General features: G+C 41.5%; 28 protein-coding genes. 9 read left to right on the forward strand and 19 right to left on the reverse strand.

Translation table 11 applies throughout. The annotated features are described in order from the left end of the window. Positions 1-37: 37 nt before the first annotated feature. Entirely contained in the window at positions 38-763 is a 726-nt protein-coding gene (locus JQN59_RS26540) for a DUF2913 family protein (protein WP_204528309.1), read from the reverse strand. A 415-nt stretch (positions 764-1,178) separates the two neighbouring features. After that, positions 1,179-1,544: a hypothetical protein gene (locus JQN59_RS26545; protein WP_204528235.1), complete on the reverse strand. Its 366-nt coding sequence runs from the start codon at positions 1,542-1,544 to the stop codon at positions 1,179-1,181. 161 nt (positions 1,545-1,705) lie between these two features. Between JQN59_RS26545 and JQN59_RS26550 the strand changes: the two genes are divergently transcribed. The 3 genes from JQN59_RS26550 to JQN59_RS26560 all read left to right on the forward strand — a co-directional run bounded on the left by JQN59_RS26550 (position 1,706) and on the right by JQN59_RS26560 (position 3,786). Further along, positions 1,706-2,479, forward strand: coding sequence for a hypothetical protein (locus tag JQN59_RS26550; protein WP_204528236.1), 774 nt, complete (start codon positions 1,706-1,708; stop codon positions 2,477-2,479). Between the two features lie 129 nt (positions 2,480-2,608). Further along, positions 2,609-3,013 (forward strand): hypothetical protein, encoded by a 405-nt coding sequence (locus JQN59_RS26555; protein WP_204528237.1) that lies wholly within the window; start codon positions 2,609-2,611, stop codon positions 3,011-3,013. Between the two features lie 98 nt (positions 3,014-3,111). After that, positions 3,112-3,786 carry a hypothetical protein gene (locus tag JQN59_RS26560; RefSeq protein ID WP_204528238.1) on the forward strand — a complete coding sequence of 225 codons (675 nt, stop codon included), beginning with the start codon at positions 3,112-3,114 and terminating at the stop codon, positions 3,784-3,786. Between the two features lie 135 nt (positions 3,787-3,921). Here the strand turns inward: JQN59_RS26560 and JQN59_RS26565 are convergent, their stop codons facing one another. From JQN59_RS26565 to JQN59_RS26615, 11 genes are all read right to left on the reverse strand, one after another. Continuing rightward, positions 3,922-4,248, reverse strand: coding sequence for a hypothetical protein (locus JQN59_RS26565; protein WP_204528239.1), 327 nt, complete (start codon positions 4,246-4,248; stop codon positions 3,922-3,924). Positions 4,249-4,319: 71 nt separating this feature from the next. Then, complete coding sequence (locus JQN59_RS26570) at positions 4,320-4,574, reverse strand: hypothetical protein (RefSeq protein ID WP_204528240.1); 255 nt, start codon at positions 4,572-4,574, stop codon at positions 4,320-4,322. Between the two features lie 138 nt (positions 4,575-4,712). Further along, positions 4,713-4,943 (reverse strand): hypothetical protein, encoded by a 231-nt coding sequence (locus JQN59_RS26575; protein WP_204528241.1) that lies wholly within the window; start codon positions 4,941-4,943, stop codon positions 4,713-4,715. Between the two features lie 361 nt (positions 4,944-5,304). Further along, a complete protein-coding gene (locus JQN59_RS26580; protein WP_204528242.1) occupies positions 5,305-5,862 on the reverse strand; it encodes a hypothetical protein in 558 nt (185 codons plus the stop codon). Further along, positions 5,859-6,065 (reverse strand): hypothetical protein, encoded by a 207-nt coding sequence (locus tag JQN59_RS26585; protein WP_204528243.1) that lies wholly within the window; start codon positions 6,063-6,065, stop codon positions 5,859-5,861. The genes JQN59_RS26580 and JQN59_RS26585 overlap by 4 nt, the downstream gene beginning before the upstream one ends. Before the next feature lie 14 nt (positions 6,066-6,079). Continuing rightward, positions 6,080-6,379 (reverse strand): hypothetical protein, encoded by a 300-nt coding sequence (locus JQN59_RS26590; RefSeq protein ID WP_204528244.1) that lies wholly within the window; start codon positions 6,377-6,379, stop codon positions 6,080-6,082. A 63-nt stretch (positions 6,380-6,442) separates the two neighbouring features. Beyond that, entirely contained in the window at positions 6,443-6,844 is a 402-nt protein-coding gene (locus tag JQN59_RS26595; protein ID WP_204528245.1) for a hypothetical protein, read from the reverse strand. Between the two features lie 2 nt (positions 6,845-6,846). Next, positions 6,847-7,086 carry a hypothetical protein gene (locus JQN59_RS26600; protein ID WP_239484238.1) on the reverse strand — a complete coding sequence of 80 codons (240 nt, stop codon included), beginning with the start codon at positions 7,084-7,086 and terminating at the stop codon, positions 6,847-6,849. A 118-nt stretch (positions 7,087-7,204) separates the two neighbouring features. Continuing rightward, positions 7,205-7,654 (reverse strand): hypothetical protein, encoded by a 450-nt coding sequence (locus tag JQN59_RS26605; protein WP_204528246.1) that lies wholly within the window; start codon positions 7,652-7,654, stop codon positions 7,205-7,207. A 190-nt stretch (positions 7,655-7,844) separates the two neighbouring features. After that, positions 7,845-9,776 (reverse strand): ParB/RepB/Spo0J family partition protein, encoded by a 1,932-nt coding sequence (locus JQN59_RS26610; RefSeq protein WP_204528247.1) that lies wholly within the window; start codon positions 9,774-9,776, stop codon positions 7,845-7,847. A gap of 38 nt (positions 9,777-9,814) precedes the next feature. Next, positions 9,815-10,072, reverse strand: coding sequence for a hypothetical protein (locus JQN59_RS26615; RefSeq protein ID WP_204528248.1), 258 nt, complete (start codon positions 10,070-10,072; stop codon positions 9,815-9,817). A gap of 421 nt (positions 10,073-10,493) precedes the next feature. Here JQN59_RS26615 and JQN59_RS26620 point away from each other — a divergent pair, with 421 nt between their 5' ends. The 4 genes from JQN59_RS26620 to JQN59_RS26635 all read left to right on the forward strand — a co-directional run bounded on the left by JQN59_RS26620 (position 10,494) and on the right by JQN59_RS26635 (position 13,656). Then, entirely contained in the window at positions 10,494-11,333 is an 840-nt protein-coding gene (locus JQN59_RS26620) for a type IV secretory system conjugative DNA transfer family protein (protein ID WP_181884132.1), read from the forward strand. Further along, positions 11,333-12,499, forward strand: a complete 1,167-nt coding sequence (traJ, locus tag JQN59_RS26625; protein ID WP_204528249.1) for a plasmid transfer ATPase TraJ — start codon at positions 11,333-11,335, stop codon at positions 12,497-12,499. Before JQN59_RS26620 ends, traJ begins: the two co-directional genes overlap by 1 nt. A 252-nt stretch (positions 12,500-12,751) precedes the next feature. Beyond that, complete coding sequence (locus JQN59_RS26630) at positions 12,752-12,964, forward strand: hypothetical protein (protein ID WP_115490175.1); 213 nt, start codon at positions 12,752-12,754, stop codon at positions 12,962-12,964. A gap of 8 nt (positions 12,965-12,972) precedes the next feature. Further along, a complete protein-coding gene (locus JQN59_RS26635; protein ID WP_204528250.1) occupies positions 12,973-13,656 on the forward strand; it encodes a DotD/TraH family lipoprotein in 684 nt (227 codons plus the stop codon). 49 nt (positions 13,657-13,705) lie between these two features. On the opposite strand, the gene JQN59_RS26640 is transcribed toward JQN59_RS26635, so the two are convergent. Then, positions 13,706-14,122 (reverse strand): hypothetical protein, encoded by a 417-nt coding sequence (locus tag JQN59_RS26640; protein ID WP_204528251.1) that lies wholly within the window; start codon positions 14,120-14,122, stop codon positions 13,706-13,708. A 123-nt stretch (positions 14,123-14,245) separates the two neighbouring features. On the opposite strand from JQN59_RS26640, the gene JQN59_RS26645 reads away from it, so the two are divergent. Next, positions 14,246-14,740: a hypothetical protein gene (locus tag JQN59_RS26645; RefSeq protein WP_204528252.1), complete on the forward strand. Its 495-nt coding sequence runs from the start codon at positions 14,246-14,248 to the stop codon at positions 14,738-14,740. A gap of 259 nt (positions 14,741-14,999) precedes the next feature. Beyond that, positions 15,000-15,581, forward strand: coding sequence for a hypothetical protein (locus JQN59_RS26650; protein WP_204528253.1), 582 nt, complete (start codon positions 15,000-15,002; stop codon positions 15,579-15,581). A 47-nt stretch (positions 15,582-15,628) separates the two neighbouring features. On the opposite strand, the gene JQN59_RS26655 is transcribed toward JQN59_RS26650, so the two are convergent. From JQN59_RS26655 to JQN59_RS26675, 5 genes are read right to left on the reverse strand one after another with little or no spacing between them, the layout of a single operon-like run. After that, positions 15,629-16,990 carry a helicase HerA domain-containing protein gene (locus JQN59_RS26655; RefSeq protein WP_204528254.1) on the reverse strand — a complete coding sequence of 454 codons (1,362 nt, stop codon included), beginning with the start codon at positions 16,988-16,990 and terminating at the stop codon, positions 15,629-15,631. Positions 16,991-17,010: 20 nt separating this feature from the next. Beyond that, positions 17,011-19,143 (reverse strand): hypothetical protein, encoded by a 2,133-nt coding sequence (locus JQN59_RS26660; RefSeq protein ID WP_204528255.1) that lies wholly within the window; start codon positions 19,141-19,143, stop codon positions 17,011-17,013. Beyond that, positions 19,136-20,398 (reverse strand): DNA primase, encoded by a 1,263-nt coding sequence (dnaG, locus tag JQN59_RS26665; protein ID WP_204528256.1) that lies wholly within the window; start codon positions 20,396-20,398, stop codon positions 19,136-19,138. Before dnaG ends, JQN59_RS26660 begins: the two co-directional genes overlap by 8 nt. Further along, complete coding sequence (locus JQN59_RS26670; RefSeq protein ID WP_204528257.1) at positions 20,398-21,420, reverse strand: DsbC family protein; 1,023 nt, start codon at positions 21,418-21,420, stop codon at positions 20,398-20,400. The genes dnaG and JQN59_RS26670 overlap by 1 nt, the downstream gene beginning before the upstream one ends. Positions 21,421-21,442: 22 nt before the next feature. Beyond that, entirely contained in the window at positions 21,443-22,579 is a 1,137-nt protein-coding gene (locus tag JQN59_RS26675) for a secretion/conjugation apparatus DotM-related subunit (RefSeq protein WP_204528258.1), read from the reverse strand. Positions 22,580-22,632: the final 53 nt, after the last annotated feature.

A 22,632-nucleotide genomic window follows, 5' to 3' on the forward strand; every position in this document is an offset into this window, starting at 1 on the left:
GCATGCACACTTACTCACACCAACCCGGATACATCTTTTACTTCTCAGCATCAGGCTTCAATACAAGAGTTACGAAGCCATGACTAACTGGTAACTGGCCAACTGTTAATCTGCATTGCTCCAGCAATGGATAAATACCGTCAGAATCTCCCGTCAAACGGATCTCAAGTGGTTTAACAAGCTTTCCAGACTCAGTGAATGAGTGATGAAGGGAGTTTTTCTGCGTATAAACTGCCGGCGTTGATGCGCCAGATTTCCAGCCGCTCTGCCACTCCGCATCGGATAACAGATAATCCTGCCATCCCATTGTCCGAAGTGTATCTATCATGCAGGTGAAGCGAAACAGAACACTCTGGCTACTAAGCTCACCAGAACTGGCCAGCCAGATATACTCAACCTTACTAAAAAGCCGGGCTGCGGGACCATAGCGCTTTCCCTGGTCCAGTAACCACAGGATGTCTGGCGCCAGCGACTTTGGAAACACTTTGCGTTTCTGAGCGTTTGAGAGCCATTGCATAATAAATATATGGGTTTGTAGTGCGGTCAGAGCTTTTCCTTCGCGTCGGGCAATCTTTATGGCCACAAGTATGCACCAGGCTAAATGAGCCAGTTCAGTGTCAGGCCGTTTGCTCAATGAGATTGTCAAACTTACTCCTTTGAAAATTTTATAGAGGAAGAAGGCCGGTAGAATAACAAAACGATGAAGGATGTCAGTTGTTGCAGAGCCGCAATCGTGGCCAAAGTCATCTGCATGCTCTAGCATGCGCCACAGTGTTTTTCAGGCACAAAAAAACCCGCTAATTGCGGGTTTATGAATCAGCGGTAACGCAACGCTGACATTAACATCAATGTAGCTACAAATAGTGACTAGTCGGTTTTGCCGCGTTACTGACAGGTTGCCTAAGCCTCACTACACCAATGAATTTACTGTACATCATGTCTAAATCCAAAACAACTAAATACTTAGCGTTTTATTACCATTGGGACTGGTAGCAATGATGCCCAATTTCAAATTACAACATCTGGTAGCGACCGCATCTGTACAAACTACTACATATTGATTATCCACAGAAATGGGGGATAAAAACGGGACAGCGCTGTATAACTGGACAGAATCACCTGAATGTCCAGGCTCGCGGGGAATTAAACGAGGAGTATTAAAAAGCCGCTTTCGCGGCTCAGTCTTGGGGGATCTGGTGCATCCAGGCTGGGTTATAGGGCAGGATGGTTTCAGTTTCCATATCGTTAATTTCACGCTGCCAGAGTTCATTACGTTCACGGCGCAGCTCGATGCGCTCAGATTCACCGTTGCTGCATCCGTCAACAGCAGTGAGCTCGCCAAACTCATAGAGTCCACGGTCAATTAGCGCCAGCGTCTGCGCGGGTGGAACAAACCGAACGGCGGTTTGAGTCTCATCCAGCCCCATCACTCCCAGCGAACTTTCAGGCCAGAATCCGGCATGTTGTTCATCGGTGTATGCTAACCCGTCCTGGCTCCACCACTGCTGTTTTCCAGTACTGAAAATCTTGAAATATTCCATCATTTGCACCGCTTAATTAATGAACACAGGAAAATGATACCAGGCCAGATCCAGTACTGCCAGCAGAACTGGACAGAAAGTACTGTACGTCCAATCCGGGCGGGAATTATGATAATGCCTGTTACCGGCAACGGCATAAGGCTGTCATGCGATGAAGGATATGTATGGAACTGGATACTGAATTTCGCTACCCCAATGTTATCGACTTCTTCGGTTCGACCCTTTTTCATCTTTGTCATTTCACAACAATAGATCTCCATAATTACGCGGCATATAATAAATACTCTGAAAATAATATTGAAAAAAGTAATGCAGAACTCAGTGATGAAATAGGCCGAAGGCTGGAGAATAGCAGCAAAGAATATCACGAAGACATAATTGATAATTACAGTCAGGAAATTCAGGAATTTGGTAATATTTACCCCCCTATGCATCGTAAGGCAATGGTTATCACTCTTTATAATTTTTTCGAACATCAAATCAAAACGTTGTGCACCGAAATAAACATGCTGCTTCCACAAGATATGAGTAAAACCTACTCTTTAAGTAACCCATGCATTAAAGAGTATAGGAAATTTCTGCGGCGCGAAGCCATTTTTGATATGAACCCGGGCGGAGAATTGTGGAAAGGCTGGGAAGATATGCTGAAAGTGGAGCAAATCAGACATGTACTGGTTCATTCCGAAGGTGAAATAGATAATCACAAAGCGGAACGGCTTGCTGATATAGAAAACTACTGTAAACAAAAAAAAGATATCAGGCTGATTCGACACCGTATCATCATTGATGAAGGCTATGTGGCAGGGCTTATCAGTGAGCTTATTGCATTGTTTGGGCTACTGGAAAAACAGGTAAGCGCGTTCATCCGGCGATACGAAAGTAAACATGGCCATTATGACATTTTGCTCCCTCCGGGAGCATCACGAATACCGCTGTAACATTGCGGACAGAATAACTCTTATGTTCAAGTGATGAAGTTTATTATAAATGGGCTTCACAGTGTCACTTCCCCGTAAAAAATCTGGTGGTGATATAATCTAACTCATCAACCACAAGAGTACGCGATTATGACACTGGCTCAACTGAACGATATTTATTCCCGGTCTGGTCCTACCGCTGATGAACAGCGCGTGATTGTCGAATATCTTAACCTGCATCGCTTTGAATTTGGTGTAAAAGAGTTACCAGAAATTAAACCTCCTGCTCTTTGCTGCTGGATCTCCAGAAGAACAAAACTGCCATCTCACGAACATGCAGCCCAGAATAGTTGGAATTATTATAAACAGCAGATTAAGCACTGGATTAATCTGATTGAGTCGTATGAGGCATCGCTTAGCTGGTCTGAAAAGGCAAAGCGATTTGTGGGAAAGCATAAATGGTTGTATTCCATGTCAGCAATGATTATCGGGAGTATCGGAGCTATATGGAATGGGTACGATATGGTTACTCAATGGTTCTGGCCGCCATACTAAATTCTCTGGGCAGAATCACCTGAACGTCCAGGTAACAGGAAAAGCGAATGATTTGTGCGCACATTCTAAATATTTAGAAAATTATATGGTAATGCAGTGTGTTTTCTAATATTTTAGAATCTCAAAAACAAGGAGGCATACAGATGCCAACCAAACATATTGATAACGATACCTGGGCAGCGATTGAAAAGAAAATGGTCGCCGCCGTAACCCTTTTACAGCACCCCGTCAAAGAGTCTGAACTCCTGCGCCTACTAATCCGCAAAGGGCTTGAGGCCGTCACCAAAAGTGATCTCGAAAGGCTCGTAGAGAGCGCCCAGGGTGGCGTAATCATCTTTGATAGCAGGGGAGTTACCACCCATCTTCGCGAGCCTGACGTGAAAGAATGTATCGCTCGATTTGCTATGGATACATGCCGGGGAATGGTGGTGTATGGCACACATTCCAGTGTGTGGAACCGCTTTGTGGACGACGTTATAGAAGGAATGCGCGAGCGAACGGCACAGGGCGTGGTGCAAACAGTCAGCCTGGATGGTATCAGCGCCACTTTTACCCTCAGTGTCGGCGTGAAAACTATCCATACTATCTGGGATAACGACCCCGAAAACGCCTATAAAAAGGTGATCTCCTCGTTGATGCCGCAAAATATTTCAGTGGAAACTCCGCAGGCCATCACCGGCGCGGATTTGCTGCATGGAAAAACAGACGATCCTGTGCAGGTGCTGAAAGGCGCGATGCGTGGGAAAGCTGAAAAAAGAGTCGCGACAAAATGAAGCTCAACGTGGCTGGGTAGTGACGGCGTGGCTTGATAAATAACCTAATTGGTCAAACAGCCGCGAAAGCGGCTTTTTTTGTGGGCGCGGGCCAGAAGCACATTTACGTCCCGGCTGGCACGAGCGTCAGCTGAATTATAACAGACCCTTCACCTCATCTTCGTGGGCTATTCTGAGACCATTATTATGGAGCGTGACGGTTACTGGAGTACCTTTGACGTTCCAGCGAATTCCCCTATGCCACATGGGTTTCCAGATATGACCGGTTACTACTACATCCGGAGTGCTGGCCACGGCCGCGAACAGTAAGGGGGCATTATCTACATCATCAGGGATGAAATTGTGCGACTGCGGAAAATGCTTGTTCATAGTCCGGATGATGGCAGTAAGTGCGTCCGTTGTTCGGGTGCGGTGTGACCATTTACGGCGGCCATTAGTCTCACTGATGGTAACAGTAATCATCAATACCTCTCAGAACAATCAATATCACTATTATTCGGGCGATTTAAATAATGTGACACGCTCACTATCTGTCATTTGAGCAAATTACGGCGGCGTAGTTCTGCACTGATAGCTTCGATTTGACGGGTATTAACCCTGAGCCATTCTTTTCTGGTCATCCCCCCGCGAGTAAATACCTGTTCGCGCCATTCCGTGGATTCCCATTTAGCGACACGCTGTACATTCTCAATACCGAAATAGGACAGAGGGAAAATGCGGAAATAGCGGACCCATACCACATAAGCAGCAGGTATGGCGGCGATGACAAGAACGATTAAGATTTCCATACAGCAAATATAACAGGTCAGATCATACACAGCCAGCAGAACTGGACAGAAACACCAGAACGTCCAATGTGGTGCGGGGAATTAAACGAGGGGCATAAAAAAGGCAGCTCAAGCAGCCTTAGTGCAGGATGTTAATCCTCAATCTTTACTGACCCACAATGCAAGTATTGCCGCAGCCATCGCAGTTAGCATCATAGCGAAGCCAGAACCAAGTGCATTCATCATCAAACCCCGTTCGGAAAGACCGCAGGTTTGAGGGGATTCACTGGCAACCTTACAAATAGTTTCGGGATCAAGTCCCCAATAAATAAAGGCAAGTAAGGCGACCACAGAAATAATTGCCTTATGGGTTTTGGCTTTCTTTAACATGTAATTGCCTCCAGTAGATAGTTCCAGTTTACCAAGCCATACACCAACCAGCCAGCAGAACTGGACAGAATAGGCTGTATGTCCAGGTGCCTGGCAAATTAACCCGGAGCCGGGAACAGGCCGCTGCCGCTGGCGACCAGTGCGCGGGGATCTACCCAGACACGTCGCCCGGAGCGTGGGGAATATTGTTCAAAATATCTGGTGCGGTCGCAGAATCAGGGAACGTTGGCCATCAGCTGCAGCGCGTTGCTGGCGTTTCAGTGAATTGTTTTTTTACAGACGCTTAGGGTGTTTGCGGTACGAAAAATATCGGTGAGAAATTTTGAGCAAGGGAAAGGCCGCATTCGCGGCCTTAGTCAGATCATGGTGTGGTTGTGATCAGGAGTAATTTTCCATTGTTCATCTTGACCACCGTCAACGCAAGGCCACCTTCGGGGATCTGGAATGGTTGCGTACCTTGCGCACTTTCACCATTAAATAATACCTGGTAATCCTGCTTAATCATTACACCTCCTTCATTTACAGAAAGAGGGGTGTTTTTAACGACAATGGCATCTGTTTCAGAAAACTTAATTGGCTTCATATATTTTTTTAACGCATCAAAGACATCATCATATGATAGCGCTTTACCGCCAACATCAGGTTTAAATATGATTACACTTCCCTGATATGAATTTAAATTCAGAGTTTCAGATACCACAGCAGAATTAAAACCGAACTTATCCAATAGCTTCACCGATTTAATCAGTGAATCCGGTGCGGTGTACTCAAAAACGCCATAGTTTGGCGCATAGACGCTTTCACTTTGAGTATTGCCAGTTGCAGATAAAGTATCTGCCGAAGCATTAAAAGTACCAACAGCAGTAATTGTAGAAAGGATTAATACAGTGTATTTTAAAAAATTAATGCATTTATTCATAATTGTTCACCATTGGTTTTATTAAAAAATGGAGCGGAGGGAATTTCCATACTGAATTTACCGTTAGATAATGCTTTCATTGCAGCTTTGTATTCTTCTTTTGATAGAGATGCCAGTACTGTTTCGAGATCACTTTTCAGAGCACCTCTAATTTTATCAATATCCAGCACTGTTTTATCAATTCCTGACAATTTAGTTTCCATAGCTAACTTCCCCGTTATTCAACAAAATCACCTGTGTTAAGATGCTGGCGAACTAAATCAAGAATATGTTCACATTGTTTTTCTAAACGAGGATTCTTATCGTGATACATCGCATATTCCTGAACTGCCTCAAAAATACGGCCAACGATCAAGCTATCCGTCTGGTCAAGTGAGGAGAGGTCATAGACTTTCAGTCCTAGACTGTCGAGGATCTTTGCTACTGGGCTAGTAGTATAAAGTTGCGCTAATCCAGAACATCCAACCCCTTCTAACTGCCTGGCAAACCCTTCCGGTGTTAGATTCTCGTTAACCATCTGTAGTTTTTCCTTTTATTTCAGTATATGGATTTTAGAACATTTTGATCTGTCATAACCAGCTCAGTTATTTGCTAAAAAATTAAGACTATCAATTACATCACGTTCAGAATTGGCGTGAATACTGGCTATACAATAATCACCAACGAGTAATAAATTTTTGGCAATCAATACATCACTACGGTCTTTCAAAGAAGCTGAATCAAGAGTATCTAATAAAAAATAATTATAATTTCGTTTCCCTTCTTGATAAACAGATTGATTTCTCAACGATGATTCCATATTTATCGCAAGAACGTTAGCACCTTCCCTCATACATCCCTTGGCAAAATCCCTCGCATTATTATCGACACAAATAGAGACATCACCAAAAAAAACAACTAAATAATTATTATTAGATACAGTCTCACAAATTGAGAAATATCCATTGTCATCAAGCATAACTCGCACTGCTGCGTTTTTCATATTTAACTCTCATAATAATTACTAGAAAATTTAGTCATAAAAAAATCATCTACTATCACAGTTGGTCTTCCTGGTTTTTTTCCAATGAAAAAACGTCCACGTGGCAAACGCTCTCCTCTTTTGAGGTGATAAACCCAGTCCCTAAAAGCATGGTTAGGTTTACGAAATCTGAAAGCTGATAAATCCTGTGTTACCACCATTGCCGGACTACCGCTTCTCATTTCTCGAAAGAGATGTTCCATTTCCTGTTTGTACATAGCTCGCCCAAATATTCGAATAATAGGTATTATATGGAAATATAGTACTAAAGCGAAGTCTATTTTTCATCCATATTCACAATTTCATCATCGGGTCTGAAAACTAACCTGGGACATCCGTATAGCTTTTTTTTTCGTATACGAAAAATTTTCGAGCCATGATTGCAGCCCAAATCCATCCGGCAGCCAGCATTCTGTCGGCATTCTCAGGGAGCAAATGAAAGTAGTCATCAAGGTCATCCGAGTCCTTTTCTCTGACTAGCAAATAAGCCGTACCAGCCCATTCCGAGTATGTTGAGGGTATCCAACCATCTTTCAACAACAAGCTGAGGGCAGCGGCAGCAGCCCAGTATGGCGTAGATCTTGATTTCCCCCATGCAGCAAGCATAGAACCCGATAGCTTTTTAGGTTCTTTCACATAACCAGAATCGTGAGCTTCAGCACTTAAGAGTAGTGCAGCTTTCGACTGAGGAAGGCCTGAACGAAACAACCAGGTTTTTACGACCTGATATCTAAAAGATGTCGCCAGTTCGTCAAAAGATATCTGACTCAAAATGTCACCTCTCAAACGGAAATACTCACAGCACATCTGTGAATTTTATACCCCAGTTATTATACATATCAGATCGTTATCACTACACATGAAAAAGCAGACAATACAGCCGACACGCAGTATTGCCTTAGAACTTTTAACATCCAGATATATAAAAGAGGCGATAATTAATCGCCTCTTTTAAGAAACTCTAGAAGAATTCCGGCACCCACTCAATATCAGACATTAATACTTCAGCTCTTTTCGCAGCATCAGATTTCTTTAGTGCTAAAAACTCTTCTTTATTGACTACAATCCCAGCCTGAGTCAATTGATCATACATACTTTCTTTATCCAGTCGCTTCCAGAAATTGCTAGATGTAGGTTTCCAGTATTTGGTAGCTTTAAAATTCAAAGTTTGCTCAAGACTTGCAAGATTACTTACTTTACCTGGTGTATATTGAGAAACCAGACCATCAAGGCTGGTCGAAACACAATAAGCTTGAATATCCAGAAGGTCCTCTAACGATAATGCAGTAAGTAGGGTAAAATCGTTTTCCCATCCCTGAGGTAACAGAGACTCAAGACGCAATCTTGTTTCTGATAAAACCTGTGCAGCCTGACCATCTTCGCTATCTGGTGCATTTCGAATCATCTCACTGGTTCGATTTTGCAACTGACAGCTCACTGGACTGGCATGATAGGTACCAGCAAAAACAGTAATCGCCAATCTGTGGACCATCAGAGCTAAAGCAACTAGCCGATGACTGGTGAGTTCTGCTGAAACTGCAAGCGTTCTTTCAGAAGATAGCGATCTTGCCAGTGCAGCAGAAACCTGAGTCACTGGTGTTACGGTTCCATCAGTTGCAACATTGACGGATTTATTTTCCTTTTTTGCTTTATCAGAGAGTTTCATTACCCCTCGCAGATAAACAACATTCCCCCTGTAATCAAGGTAGGCAATTACCCCACGTTCAGAACGATACTCGTCGGTATAGGATGCCTGAGTGTAAATATCATCGCGCTTTTCAATCAAGTCGGACAGACTTGATTCTAGCTTTCTAATTTTACTGTGATCGCGCTGATCAGCCTGTCGATGAGACTCAAGTAAAGATTTTGCATTATCAATTTTAATCGTTAGTTTATTGACTGCATTTTCTTGTGATTCGCTAAGTTTTATAAGATCACGATTCACTCTGGATGGAAAGTCAAAGCGTTTTTTATCATCACCATACTGGTCTAATCTTAACTGGCCTATAGACCAGCTCCACCCTTCTTTTTCAGCTATCTCAAGAGCCAGTTTCTCAAGTTTCTCAATCGCAAGAGAATCCATTAACAAAGGGTCTTTAATGTATCCACCATCTTCCTCGTCTATGCTGAAAAGGTCATGGCGAATTTCACCACCTGCTTTTACATATGCTTCCTTACCAATAAAACGAAAGGTGTCACTTTTCTTTACTTCTTTCTCGTCTTCCAGAATAGAACGTCTTAAACTAGCAGGGTCTTTGTTCCAGCTATTATTCCATGCGAGTACTTGTTTTTCATGATTATCGCAAATAGCCAAAGCCTGAAGCTGTTCTACTGAAATTTTATCCTCTGCGAGAAATTCAATGAGTTTAGGTGCCATTGATGACAATCTTAGCATCTGATTAACATACCGAGATGAATACCCAAACTTAAGGGCTATATCACCTACAGAATGACCTCGTTCTACAAATAAAGTAAATGCCCCTATAAGGTCTGATGGGTGCATGTCTTCACGATCATTATTTTCTGTAACAGACGCAAAGAGAGCATCCGTGTCATTCAGAATGATTGCTTTAACCATGTAATCAGGTGTAATAAGCCCTGACTCCAGAAGAACTTCTAAAGCAGAGCGTCGACGATACCCAACAGCAACACCGTAGTAGGTTTCATCATCCACAACGGTTTCGACATGCAAAATGAGGTTCATCAAAAGTCCCTGAGAAGCAATAGTCGCGGCCAGACTCTTGATTCCTTTTATGAACTCTGGTGAATCGGTATTGTGTTTACGTACATTAAGGCGAGATTTTTCCGCAATAATGAATTTCAATGGGATATAACATACTTCTGGAATATCCTTGACGGAAACATCAACTGCTGAAACGTTAGTAGTATTCATAATATATCTCCTTTGAGATTGGGCAATTGCCGACAGGTTTATTTAACGTTATAAATTACTTCAAAATCTTTAAAAGTATCACCAATTAATTTAACATCGATACGAACAACATTATTTGCAATATTGTTGATAACAAGAAGATTTTCGATAAATTTAAAATAATCAGTATCAGATACTGGAATCCATAAATCGCTATTCGATCCAGAAAGAACTGTATCAGTGAAGTGAATACAGTTAATATCTTTAATGCGAGACATAATAACAATTACAGATCTACGGTTAGAAATTAACATCATGTGCTCCTTTGAGCATGGTCGAATACCAAACAAAGTATTAATTTTCCATATATACATTATGCCACCAACACTATTATAAGGCAATATAATTATTGACTATTTTGATTTTTTCTTTATAGAAGTCGGCTCTCCGATATAGCAGATAATAACAGATTCAAAACCGACGGGCCTTACTATTTTGAATATTGTAATACCCCCCCCCCCCGCGCTGCCAGACCGCCCTTCAAACATGCGTCAAATTTTTACTGAACAAGCAAACGTGCAAACACTCAAATTTAACCATAAATCAGCCCGTTACATTGTCTACCAGAACTCGCATGACACTTATATTCGAATACTAAAAATAGATTGAAAAACAAGCTTCACTTTACCAGAAGCAATTACGTATAATACGTATTAAACGCAAATGATCGAGGGACGTATGTATCAACTAAAAGTGTTAGCTTACCTGACCATCCTATGGGTCGGATCAGCTGCGGCGGATAGTCCATTCGCAAGTGCCCCTGTTCCTAATCTAAACGAGGTATTGAATGGTTTCCAAAACGATGATGCCAATACCGTGAGAATGGGGGTTCTAAGAGATTTAGGAGAGACTATCGGCTTTCGTGCGGGCATGGCATGGGAAGCACAGAATATCTCGAAAGCACTAAGGGAGAGAGAAAATGATCTGGACAGAATCTTTCAGTTTGGACCTTTGATGACGACTGACAGCTCGCTTCCGCCAGTGATTGTCGAAGCTGTTGATGTGGCCAGTGTTTCAAAGGACCAGTTTCGCACAGCAACAAAGGTCTACAACATAGTTAAACAGGAAGAATTTGTCGCGGTCCCTCCAACCTGGAGAGACTATCTGTTCACTGGGCTATTACAGGCCCCTGATATTGTGTACCCAGGGGAAGATGCGAAACCTAAAAATAGCGCAGAAAAAAAAGCATGGGATGAAGCAGTCAAGAAAGGCTGGGCTGATGGTAGCCAACAAGCAGACCAAATCAGAGAGGAGAATTTTAACCGGTTAGTAAGAGACTACACTGGCATGCTTCGCTTTAGTGCTCTGGTGAAACAAGGGATGATATCTCGCACACAGATATCTTCAAAAGTAAATTCTGTTTCTCCTGAGAGTTCTAAGGATACTCTGATGATTGGAGAGAAAAATCGCTCCATCATGAAGAAAGCTGAGTTTGAAACTAACCCGTCTAAATGGACGCCGGTTATTACAAAGTCACCTGATGTTAAAAACAATACATATCAATATGGTGGTAGATAATGAATACACCTCCATTCCCATATAACTTTGAAATGGGTGAAATTAGCCCTGATGACTTAAAGCGTTTCATTGTTCATTGTTCAAAAAACAATGTTTCAGACATTTCAATTCAGGGTAACGACTTCATATGGGTTGAACAGTATGGACGTCAAATTCAGGGTTCAAAAGTTAAATTAGCCGATAGCACATTAAAAGAACTGATTGGCCAGGTTTGGGGGGCTGACATTCCTCCTATCGTTGTTAGCGGTGATGATCTTGATAGAGACCTTTCTATAACAGGTGATAAATACAATCTGGAAAGAAATAAAACCATACGTTTACGCACCAATTTCATACAGGCTAACGTAGGTAAGAATCTTACTATCAGCATTACCAACCGTATTATTCCTAGCGAAAATCCAACACTAGAAAAATATCCTATTGAAGAAGAATTTAAAAAAGAGCTATTTCCGAGAGATGGTATTATTGTTTTTGGAGGACCGACCGGAAGCGGTAAAACGACCAGTCTTACAGCATGTTACATGTATATCGGTGCAAACTTCCCTGATCGAAAGGTCGTAACTTATGAACAGCCGATAGAATTTTTCCTTGGTGGGCAAGAATGGGTAGGTCTAAAACCAGCACAAAGTGAAATCGGACGTGATATTGCATCGTTCTCAGATGGCATTCGAAATGCAATGAGAAGAGCACCTAAAGTCATTGGAGTCGGCGAGGCAAGGGACCATCAAACATACTCAGCAGCCATTGAAGCAGGTAAATCAGGACATCTTGTTTATTTCACTATTCATATTGATAAGGTGGGGGAATTATTTAGCCGTATTACCCAGGCATTCCCTGTCGAACAACAGGCCTCAATTGCTTTTGACCTTCTATCAAAAATTAGAGTTGTTATGGTCCAGAACCTCTTTAAATCAACGGACGGAAAACGTGTTCTTGTTCGTGAAGGACTCGTTTTCACCCAGGAAATTAAAAATGAACTCGAGCTGTTACATCATAGCAAATGGTCTCGATGGGTCGAAGATTACATGAATAAAAATAAATGTTCCATTATTGACAAACTATGGAATCTTTATCTTGAAGGAACCGTCAGTAAAGAAGAATTTGTATCAAAAGCATCATATCATGAGTTCAAAAAAAGAAGTGAAACAGAGGTGAAAAATGTATAACAACTGGAGAAATAACAAAACTGCCACTTTTTTTGGGTTTCCTATTGCGGGAATATTCCCCTATTTGCTACTCATTTACTTCCCAGGTTTAGTCTTATTCATCGTTATTACAGTGATAAATTTAATCTTTACGGTTTTACACCATTTAGGATATAGCCCAACTGGATTTTTCAATCGAATTCTTTCCAAAATTAGAGGACCTGTTATCTACTCAAGACCATGGTGGATACGTGAACGCTGGAGTAAAAAATAATGGACGTTAGTGTATTAAGTATACTAGAACTGGAGTGTGGGAATTTTGATAACGCATTAAATAAAATCATATCCCATGCAAACTCTGGTGAACACGAGTACCTTGAGCTACTTGCCATCATCTATAAGCATGGCATCGGTATTGAAAAAAATGAAGCAGAGTATCAAAGAATCTGTGAACTTATAAACAAAGACCAAATTTTAATTCATTAAGAGGGGCTATGATGATTTTCAAAATTAAATTCCTAATTCCTTTTTTATCAATTTTCCTGATTTCGGGTTGCTCTATACAACAAAGCGTACATGAATCCAGTTCAGAATCAAAAATTAATAAAAGTATCGACGATGCTATTGCTGCAATCCAGAAAACACAAATCGAACTTTATCAGTATGGTGCTATTTCGCAGAAAAAAAACGGTATCACCGGTGGTATTTATTCTGATGGAGTTAAGATTGATGCAAACTGGAATGGCGATGCTGCCGAGCTACTTAAGAAAATGGCCGACCAAAGAAATTATTCTTTCCGGATTATTGGAAATAAATTACCTCTACCGGTAACTGTAAAAGTTGACAAATCCAGTTATAAGCAAGTTCTTGAGCTGATCCAGGTACAAATTGGATATGCAGCCTCGATCATGGTTAACAACAGTAGACGTGAAATGCAACTTCAATATGGTGTGACCCAGACAAATTCAGTCTATGGTGCACACATCATTTACCAGGGAGAGATTCCTGCTTCGCAACCTCAAGGGAAATCACCAAAATCTGGTTTGCTGTCATCTCCAGCATCAGCTATTGCAACTTCACCTGGAATTGGAAGTATTTGCAGTAATGACGGGACACTAACAAGAGACATAGCCGGTAAATGGATGCGCTGCAGTAAAGGGAAGTGGGTGAGAAATTAATCATTAATAAAACTAAGAATAAAGGCCGGGGTACGGCCTTTATTTATAATCAGTTCCATATATTTTTTACATTACCCGTAGTTTCATCTTTAACCTTATCGACTGAGTTGTTAACCCCATTCATCAGATCATTAATATTCCCATTTATATTACCGATAACATCATTATATGAGTCAGAGATTTTATCAGAGGCTGTTTTACATACCTGGTCAATCATATCCGACCATATCGAACCAAGGTCCGGGAACGTTGGCATAGTCACCACACCGGTAACTCCAGAGATACAGGTGCCGATCACTTCTGAAGAATTTTTTAACGAATCGGCTTCAGAATTGATTGACTTTACTGCATTCTCATAGGCATTTTGAGCGCCTTCACTTGCAGCAACTCCGCTTCGACAACCGGCTGCGGATGCTGCTCCTGAGGCTATAATGGTTAAGAACACGATTACATTAAGTGTTTTCATATAAATCTGATAGTTATGTTGTAAGATAAAGTATGATATACCACAATTCGGCTATCAGTTTCATTTTATATGCACCAGTCGGAAATGTCAGTAATGAAGTTCACGTCTGGTAAAGAGGATGCAATGAGTAAGAAAACCGTCACAGGTCAAGACCTTAACCGCTGGCGTTATGACCATGGCTTTGTTGCAGGGACCGCAGCGGAGTGTTTCGGCATTCAGAAAGCTAAATGGGAGGCTCTAGTCAGAAGCGATGAGATCATCACTGACGTACGCATTATCAACATCTACAACATGTATACTCTTTATCCAGAAACTATCCCTGTTCCACCAAGCTTTGATTACATTGGCCTGTTCAATGAATTGGGTTTTAGTAATGACATGAAAGGTAAAACAGAGTTCGCGAGGCTGTTTGGATTGTCTGTAACTGGTACATACAGGATTATGGATAAGAACTCTGCCGGTCGCGACATTGAAGTTTATGCTCAGGCTTTAAGGCGTACAGGCAAAAAGGGCAAAGACCTGCTTAGCCTGATGCGAACAGTTTGCAGTATGTCAGAAAGAGCTGCTGATGCCGGTGAAGAAGCCATAGCGGCTAAAAACTCCCAGAAAAACAAATAGTCATCTTAACCAGTAGCCTTCTCTGTGTTCCACACAGAGAAGGGTTTACATGTCTAACATAGTCTTATCACACTCATCTCCTTTCGATATATAAATCACATCAACATTTCCTGCCGTACTATTGGTTTCAGTTAAGTTAACATGTTTTACCATCTCCATACGGAATGGTATCTACTCTCAAGCAAATCACTGGAAATCGTTGCTAATTTTCGTTCAATATGTATTATTCGTAATATGATCACAAATGCCGGAGCCTTAAATGAAGAAGAAGGAAGGGAAGCTTCTTAAGCTAATGTCTGCTTTTTTTTACGACACTGAAGAAGAACCTGAGACTATTAATTTGCGGGAATCGATGGTGGCTGTAGGTATTCCGGGGTTATTAAGTGGTTACCACGGGTCATTCAGCCAGACTAAGGGCTTTAAACCCGTCAAGGAGATAGCAGATCTGGAAGGGAAACGTTACACAATCATCGATTTTACGTTACGCGTAAATGAGTTTGATGAGCAACTGTCGGACCCCACCGGAATGATGCTTAATCTCAAGCAAATGACTAAAAAGCAAATATCTCCAATTTATACTGAAATTTCACTCTGCAACCCTTTGCTCGTAGATAAAATCAAAGCACATAGTGGTATAGATAAAGCCTTGATCGACAGCCCTCGACTTCTAAGTGACCTTTTACCTGCACTTGGCCGCTACAAAGATGCCGTTTTTATGCATACCATTAAGCCAAACGCCTCGCCGACCCTGGCAATTGTGAGCATAAGCCAGGATCAAATTCCTGACCTTGTAGTTTCCGCAAGCTGCCGCTTTAACAAAAGTTGCAAAGTTGTGTGGTAAAAATCAGGCCCTGAATTTTGGTCATCAGGGCCTCAATTTTTTTATTATTACCGCTTAAAGTCCAGCGAGAACCACCGGCTATTCTCTCCTACACGTTGTAGTTTCAGCAACGCAGTTTGTTGAGGTTTAAGGTACTGGAGTTTTGATTTTTCTATTTGCAATTTAGTCGCGGCATGAGTCCAGTCTCCTGGCGCCATATTTTGGATAAGCAAAGTTCCTGCTGAATTGATAAAATCCGCACTAAAATGGGTAGGGCTCTGACTGGCAAGTACCAGCGCTATACCAAACTTTCTGGCCTCGTTCGCGATTATGTTAATGGGATTTGATGGGTCTTCATCGCAGAATCGTTTGGCTTCATCGAGTGCAATAACATGCCGCACGCGGCCATTACTTTCTCCCTTTTGCATTTCCTGGAAGAAAATAGCCAGCATACGACTGTATATGAACATTTTAAGTTCACTTTCTGAACTGGCAAGTGGCTTGATATTGTAGCGATGAATTCTTCCAGTGAAAGGTGGCTCGTTAGCATTGAATAAACCAAGAGCTTTGACATTTTCAAGACGTATAAGCAAGGATTTCAGTGTATCAACGGAATCATACTTCAAGATTTCCTCCATTTCACTGCCAGTCCGAGTCTCGCTCAGTGCTTTCTCATATTCCTGAATTGCTGTTTCACGTGCTTTAGCGACAGCCTGCTCAGTTTTTTCAGTGTCTTCTTTGCTGTGTCTTTCTTTAGCTTTAACAAATGTACGCGTACTCCTCATGAACGATTCAAAAGCTCTGAGAGCCACGTTAGCCTGGTTGTTCTCGTCTACACCAAAGAGTCCCATCTTCAATTTCTTCTGGATAAGACGTTCAAGATCTGTGAGAGTAGGGTAACACTGCCCCAAAGCCTTCCAGTTACGGTCGTTATATAGCTGTTCACATTCTGTCTCAGAGGCATTTCGCTTCACCCAGGATGAAGGTTTATCCTGAGTCATCCATTTAACCCCATAGCAATCCGTTACCAATTGACGCAACACCGCGGCTTGTTGCTCTCCAAGTTTTCGGTTACTGCTCATGATATCGATAATATGGTTAGCTGCCTTTCTCAACCCCCCGTAGTGTGGGTCAGGGTTAACAACAAATGGATTGTAGCCATACCGGGTTGACTCGCTGAAGAGAACTTCTGAAGCACCAGGTACATCAATGTCACCGTGATAGTCAAAGATAGATATTTGTGTGTCCGGGTCAGCTGCATATGCCGACAAAAAACGTCTTATCTGGTATGTTTTGCCAGAACCAGACGTGCCGGTGATCCCAACATGGCCATTAGCAAGCTCCCCCTGATTCCAGACGAAAGGTGCTTCCTGGCCTTTCTTAAGCTGAAACTCGTCATAACCAAGTACAAAGCTGGGATTAGTAGTCATTTTTTTTCTCCTGCAAAATATTACGCTGCATTTTCAAGTCCATTCAGAGCTGCACGTAGAAGGCGCTTTTTCTGTCCGGTGAGGGTTAGTTCAGGTTTTATACTTTCTTTATCATCATCATCGGAATATTGGTTCCGAAGCTCGTCATCAATCTCCAGCTCCGCATCAGCAAGAAAGTCATTTGCTGCTGTATAAGAGTTATCATGTGGAATGCCGTTAATAATTTTATTAATAAACACATCATTTTCTGACACTGGAACTACAACTGGTTCAGTGTTAAATTCCGAAATAGATATTGGCAAATCGATTTCAATAAACTGATTAATACGAGGTTTTAGTTTTGTATGTTTATCGTCGTCTGGTATATAAAATGCAGACATCTCAACCAGCGAATCCTGAAATATAAGAAAAGATTCGCCCTGTTTTAATTTTTTTACATCATTTATCTGAACGCGACTTCTGGTTTCAATTTTTGAACCAGCCTGAGCTGTCCAGCTGCCACTCACAGCACCGCTTTGGTAATCATAACCAGTGAGCGTTGAGAAGTATCCTTCACCGGCGACCTTCTGAATCAGGGCGAAGGTATCATCGGCATCTTCAAGAGCCAGGCAATTCTTAAATTTTGTGTTTGCAAGCAACGAAGCGGTTTCTTCACCCGCAGAGCCACGTTTAAGCCCCTGGATATCCTGAACTGCTGCCACCATCATAAACCCAAGAGAGCGAGCCTGAGCATACATCACAGCCAGACCAGACGCATAGTAATATGAAAGCTCGTCAGTAATAATTAAAGACGGTACCGGCGACGCTGTTGCTCTGGAAAGTAGTATCTGCGCTTTAGTACCTTCATAATTTGTCCCGAGGTTTTCAGCCATCATCAAACGTATGCAGCTAAGGACCAGTTTTCCCAAAGCCTCAGCTTCCTGTGCTGATTTTTCAAGCGAAGGGATTGAAATAACTAAAATGCGGTTATTAAGCAGAACATCACTTAAATCGATATCAGGATGTTTTACCTTATAAACAAATCCGTAAGACTGGATCATCATGGATAAGGTACGTTGAAACTGAGAAGTTAAATACCCGTGTTGGGTTCTCACTTCTGGAGTCCACTTTTGTGGTTCATCTATAAGATTAAAATCAAACGAAAGACCACTTTTTAGGTAATTTTCAATAGGTGAAAATGCGGCATATGGAAGCAACCCCTTTTTACCTTCTTTGTATAATTCCAGCAATTCCTCAAGACCGAGATACTTCTGGATCATTTCGATACCAGATGTTAAATCCCCCCTTAGATGCTTGTACCTTAAGCAACGAATTATCGCATCGACCAGGTTAACAGCTTTTTCCTGCCATTGAGCGCCGTCGCCATTTGCTTTAGGCAACAAAGAGGACATCAACTGAACCTGAAAATCTGCCGTACCCGAGAAAAAAGGATTAAGGGAGTTGGATCTTGCTCCTTTTTGGGTATTGAAAAATTCCTTTCCCATTCTCCTGTATTTTTCTTCTTCCAGGAGGTCGAGATAAGGATCGCGCCCTGCAGTGAGAAGATTAAGATGAAGATAATCATCTTCACGGCCCAGACGTCGGCACAGTGACCATATGGTAAAAGGCAATGAGATATCTGCTTTGCCATCTGCATACACAGCACCTGAGCCCCAACAAAGCGCATTATAAACAAGACCGTAAAGAGACTCTGATTTACCTGAACCTGTTGTTCCACCAACAAATGCATGGGTACGACAATCACTGTTTGTCGACCAGATTTCCATCCCCTGTAAATGTGGGATGGACGTTCTGAGAGAGCCCCAATACAGTATTCCTGCGGCCAGTTGATACTTGCGTTTTTCGCTCGTTCCTTTAAAAATCCAAAATTTCCATTCCGTTCTGTATGTATAGTAATCACTCAGGTCACGCCCCCCGACATCCTTTGGAACCCGAAGTGGCATGGATACTTTTTTATCAAGAACAAACGCCCATACCATTAACGATGTAACGAGGGATAACGGCCAGAATGCAATAAAGAATAATTGCAAAAAAATTCTTAGAAGAATAAATGCCCGAACATGATTAGCATCTCTGAACCAGTCAATAACTCTATCTTCTAAAGAGCGTACATCACGCTCAAGTTTAGCTTTACTTATTTCATTATTACTCATTTTGAACCTCAACAATGATACCTAGCTCATTCTTTACCTTGTTAATGAGTAGCTGCTTTAAATAACGTGCTTTTTTAATAGAATTACAAACTTCCGTCGCCCTGATTGCCGCCCGTTGTTTATCTTCCAGCGAATCAAGTTTGAAGTTCGACGTTATATATTGTATTAAAAGAAAGCTCAGAGGCAGGCTTTGTTCACATGACTGACTCCAGCTATCTAATCCCTTCGCTTTGATATATTCATCTGGATCGTATCCTTTATCTAAAAAGTTAAAACGCACTGTATGTTTATCAGTAATCACACCCAGTAATTTAGGTAACAGGCAACGAATAGCTCTGGCTCCTCCCTTATCATTATCAAAACAAAATATCAATGTCCTCGCAATATTCATCAATGTATTTAATTGATGCTCAGTAATTGCAGTTCCCATGCCTGCAACTGCTTTCCGTTCTCCAGCCTGATGAAGCGATATAACATCAAAGTATCCTTCAACAATAACTGCGCAATTAGCTTTGTAGATATGTGGCAAAGCCTTATCTAAACCAAAAAGCAATTCACCTTTAGTAAAGACATTAGTTTCAGCCAGATTCAAATATTTCGGAGATTCATCCCACTCAAATAGTTTTCGGCCTGCAAAACCAACTAATGTTCCGCTTCTGTTTTTAAGAGGGATAGTGATTCGTTGTCTTAAGCAATCATAAAACCCACCTTTATCATCTCTTTTAGCAATGCCACTGCTTATTAAAATATCATCGCTGACTTTTTTTCTTAAGATAGAAATCACGCCTTTGCTGACAACACCAAGCTCCCATAACTTAACGGTTTCACTCGAAAAGCCACGAAATGCCAGATAATCCACAGCAGTACTATTTTTTGCCAGACCATGTCTGTAGAGATATTGTGCACGATAAAGAGCACTGACTATTTCCACATTTTTCTTGTCATCAGGAAGTGAATCATCATCTGGCATTTTTTCGTTTAACCGTCCAGCAATACCGCGAACAGCCGCATAAAAATCACCACCAGTATTTATCTTTTTCTCCCAGTCAAAAATGTCTCCCTCTTCGCCACAAACCCAGCATTTGTACCGTCCTTTGGTATCATCGACGTCCATAGAAGGATTTTTATCATTATGGAAAGGGCACAGTCCTTTAAATTTCTTACCTCTTTTAACTAATACTACTGATTCACTAACTAAAGCTGAAATCAGCATCAGCCCTTTTAATTTTGACAGAAATAAAGGGCTAATACGCATCAGAAATCCCCCTTGAGCCAGCTTTTAAGGTTATCTTCATTTAATTTTTTAGTAAGCGGAAAAACAGCTCCGTCGCCACGAATTACTGTCGGAGTCCCAATAAAAGAGAATTGACTGTAGGTAGCATTGTTATTGTTCAGGGCTATACTTCCGTTCGTACACGGGGTGTTTACCGCTGCTCCCCCAGAAATAGCTTCTTGCCATAAACCAGCCCTGGCTTCTGGCTTAGTACATAGAACGGTTTCGACGATAGGTTTCGATCTTTCGCGTCCGATTTTGGATACGGGAAAAATATCTATAACATAATCATCAGCCAGCTTTTCCAGAACAGGCTCGATATTCCTGCAATGAGGGCATAACGGATCTGAGAACACAAAAAACACGGGTTTCGTTTGGTCAGACTCACCGAGTCTTACAGAGTAATCATTGGTAGCCGCTCCCTTTTTAAGAAGGGCCGACAGCTCTGCATTCGGCCTGGCTTGCTGAGTAACTTTTGAAGCCAGAAGGTTTTCTTCAGAATCTCTGACCTTGCTCTCAGGACGAGCAAAAGGAGGCGCTACAGCATCTAAATGAACCTTTTCACTAGCAGGGGAATGAGACATTGCCCGGTTTTCAGAATCTGAGTTATTTAAGACAATGCCAGCCAGCATATAAATTAATAATAGTACACCGAAAAATATAGCGATAGTTTTTGATATCGCTAAACCATTAGAGCCTTTTTTATATTCAATCCAATGAGAATATAAGTTACTGTATAAAAAAGACACTTCTTCGTATGTCCCATATACACTTATAACTATGCTATTACTCAATCTTATATCACAGTAACAACGCTCATCATTTCTATTTGTTGATATAAAAACCACATCATCCAATACAAATGTGTATTGTTGCTCTTCTGTTTCTCCCGCTTCCATTTTTATATATACCGATTTCGCCTTACCATAACAGAGCATTACATTTCCGTTTACATACTCGGTTTTATCAAATAAAACCTCACGAATCCTTGCTAATTTCGACATTCTTTTTACCTTATTCAAAGTGTTAGTCATTATCTGCTTCGGTATTGTTTTCTTGCTCAGGCTTAGGTAATAAACCTTCTTTAATTAAGCTTATTTTAAGGGCGTCAACACATTGTTGCAGGGGAGGGTCAATAAGACGGCATCCATTTTCCCATGCAAGTTTTTCTGTTCTGTACGTTTGGATCTGAATAATACTTTCAATACAAGTCCCCTTTCTCCCGGTGGCGTTAAGGACATACCACAACCCTCTGTCAATCCCTTTCAACCACCTGAAGTTTGAACTTGGTAATTTCCCCCCATCTAAAGCTCTTAAATGCAGCATCATCAAGAAGGTAGATGGATATTGAAAATAATTCAGTAAGCGCTGAGCTTCAGGCTCTTGCATATACTGAGTGATTTCTTTCCGAACGACAGAAAAATCAGGGTATCCGGGTTTATTATTCCATTCACCATAGTCACAAGATCTGTTTAAAGCATCAAGCATCTGCTGAGCTTTTCCACCATTTTCATATGAATCAAAAATGCGGCTCGCGAAAATAGCGAACAATACTTTTTCATAAATTTTGAGTTGGCTAAGGGATGTTATTTTTGGCCCCAGAGTTTTGCATAATATTTTTTTTGTTTTTTCTTCATCAAGAACATTCTGGCGGACCAGATTATGTTTTTTCACAAATTCTGCTGGATGCTCTCTGCTCTCCTGACCTTCAACATTGTCATTAAGCAGATTACCGTAGTGAAGTACGGGTATTATTGCAGGGCAATGCACAGACATAATTCTTGGCAGCGTATCGGCCGTTATGTTTCGTCTGACCTTTTCAGAACGGTGTCTTAAGGTTGAACGAATAGTGAGAACAGATATCAGGACAGGCAACCAGCCACAAACTATACTGGCTTTTGTCATAACCCAAATAAGCTCAAAAAACTCTACCTGGTCGGCCCTGGAAGCCATTAGGGCAACATCCGCCCGAAATTTTCCGGCCCATGGTAAAAATGGCCAGTCAATCAGTGCTAATTGCCCCCAGGAAAAATACAACCCCCAGTAGCATATCCAGGTGTGTTTGAAATGCCATATAAGAGCAGGTGTACCAACAATAAAAATCAATGAGATAACTAAGATCCAAAGGCTATCATCAACCTTTCCCCTATCTTCGTTAGTCATATCCAACTTTCCTTTAAATTGTTCCGATTAATACGTATTATACGTAAGTGTCG

This window comes from Citrobacter sp. B72, from assembly GCF_016894305.1.
GTDB lineage: Bacteria > Pseudomonadota > Gammaproteobacteria > Enterobacterales > Enterobacteriaceae > Citrobacter > Citrobacter portucalensis.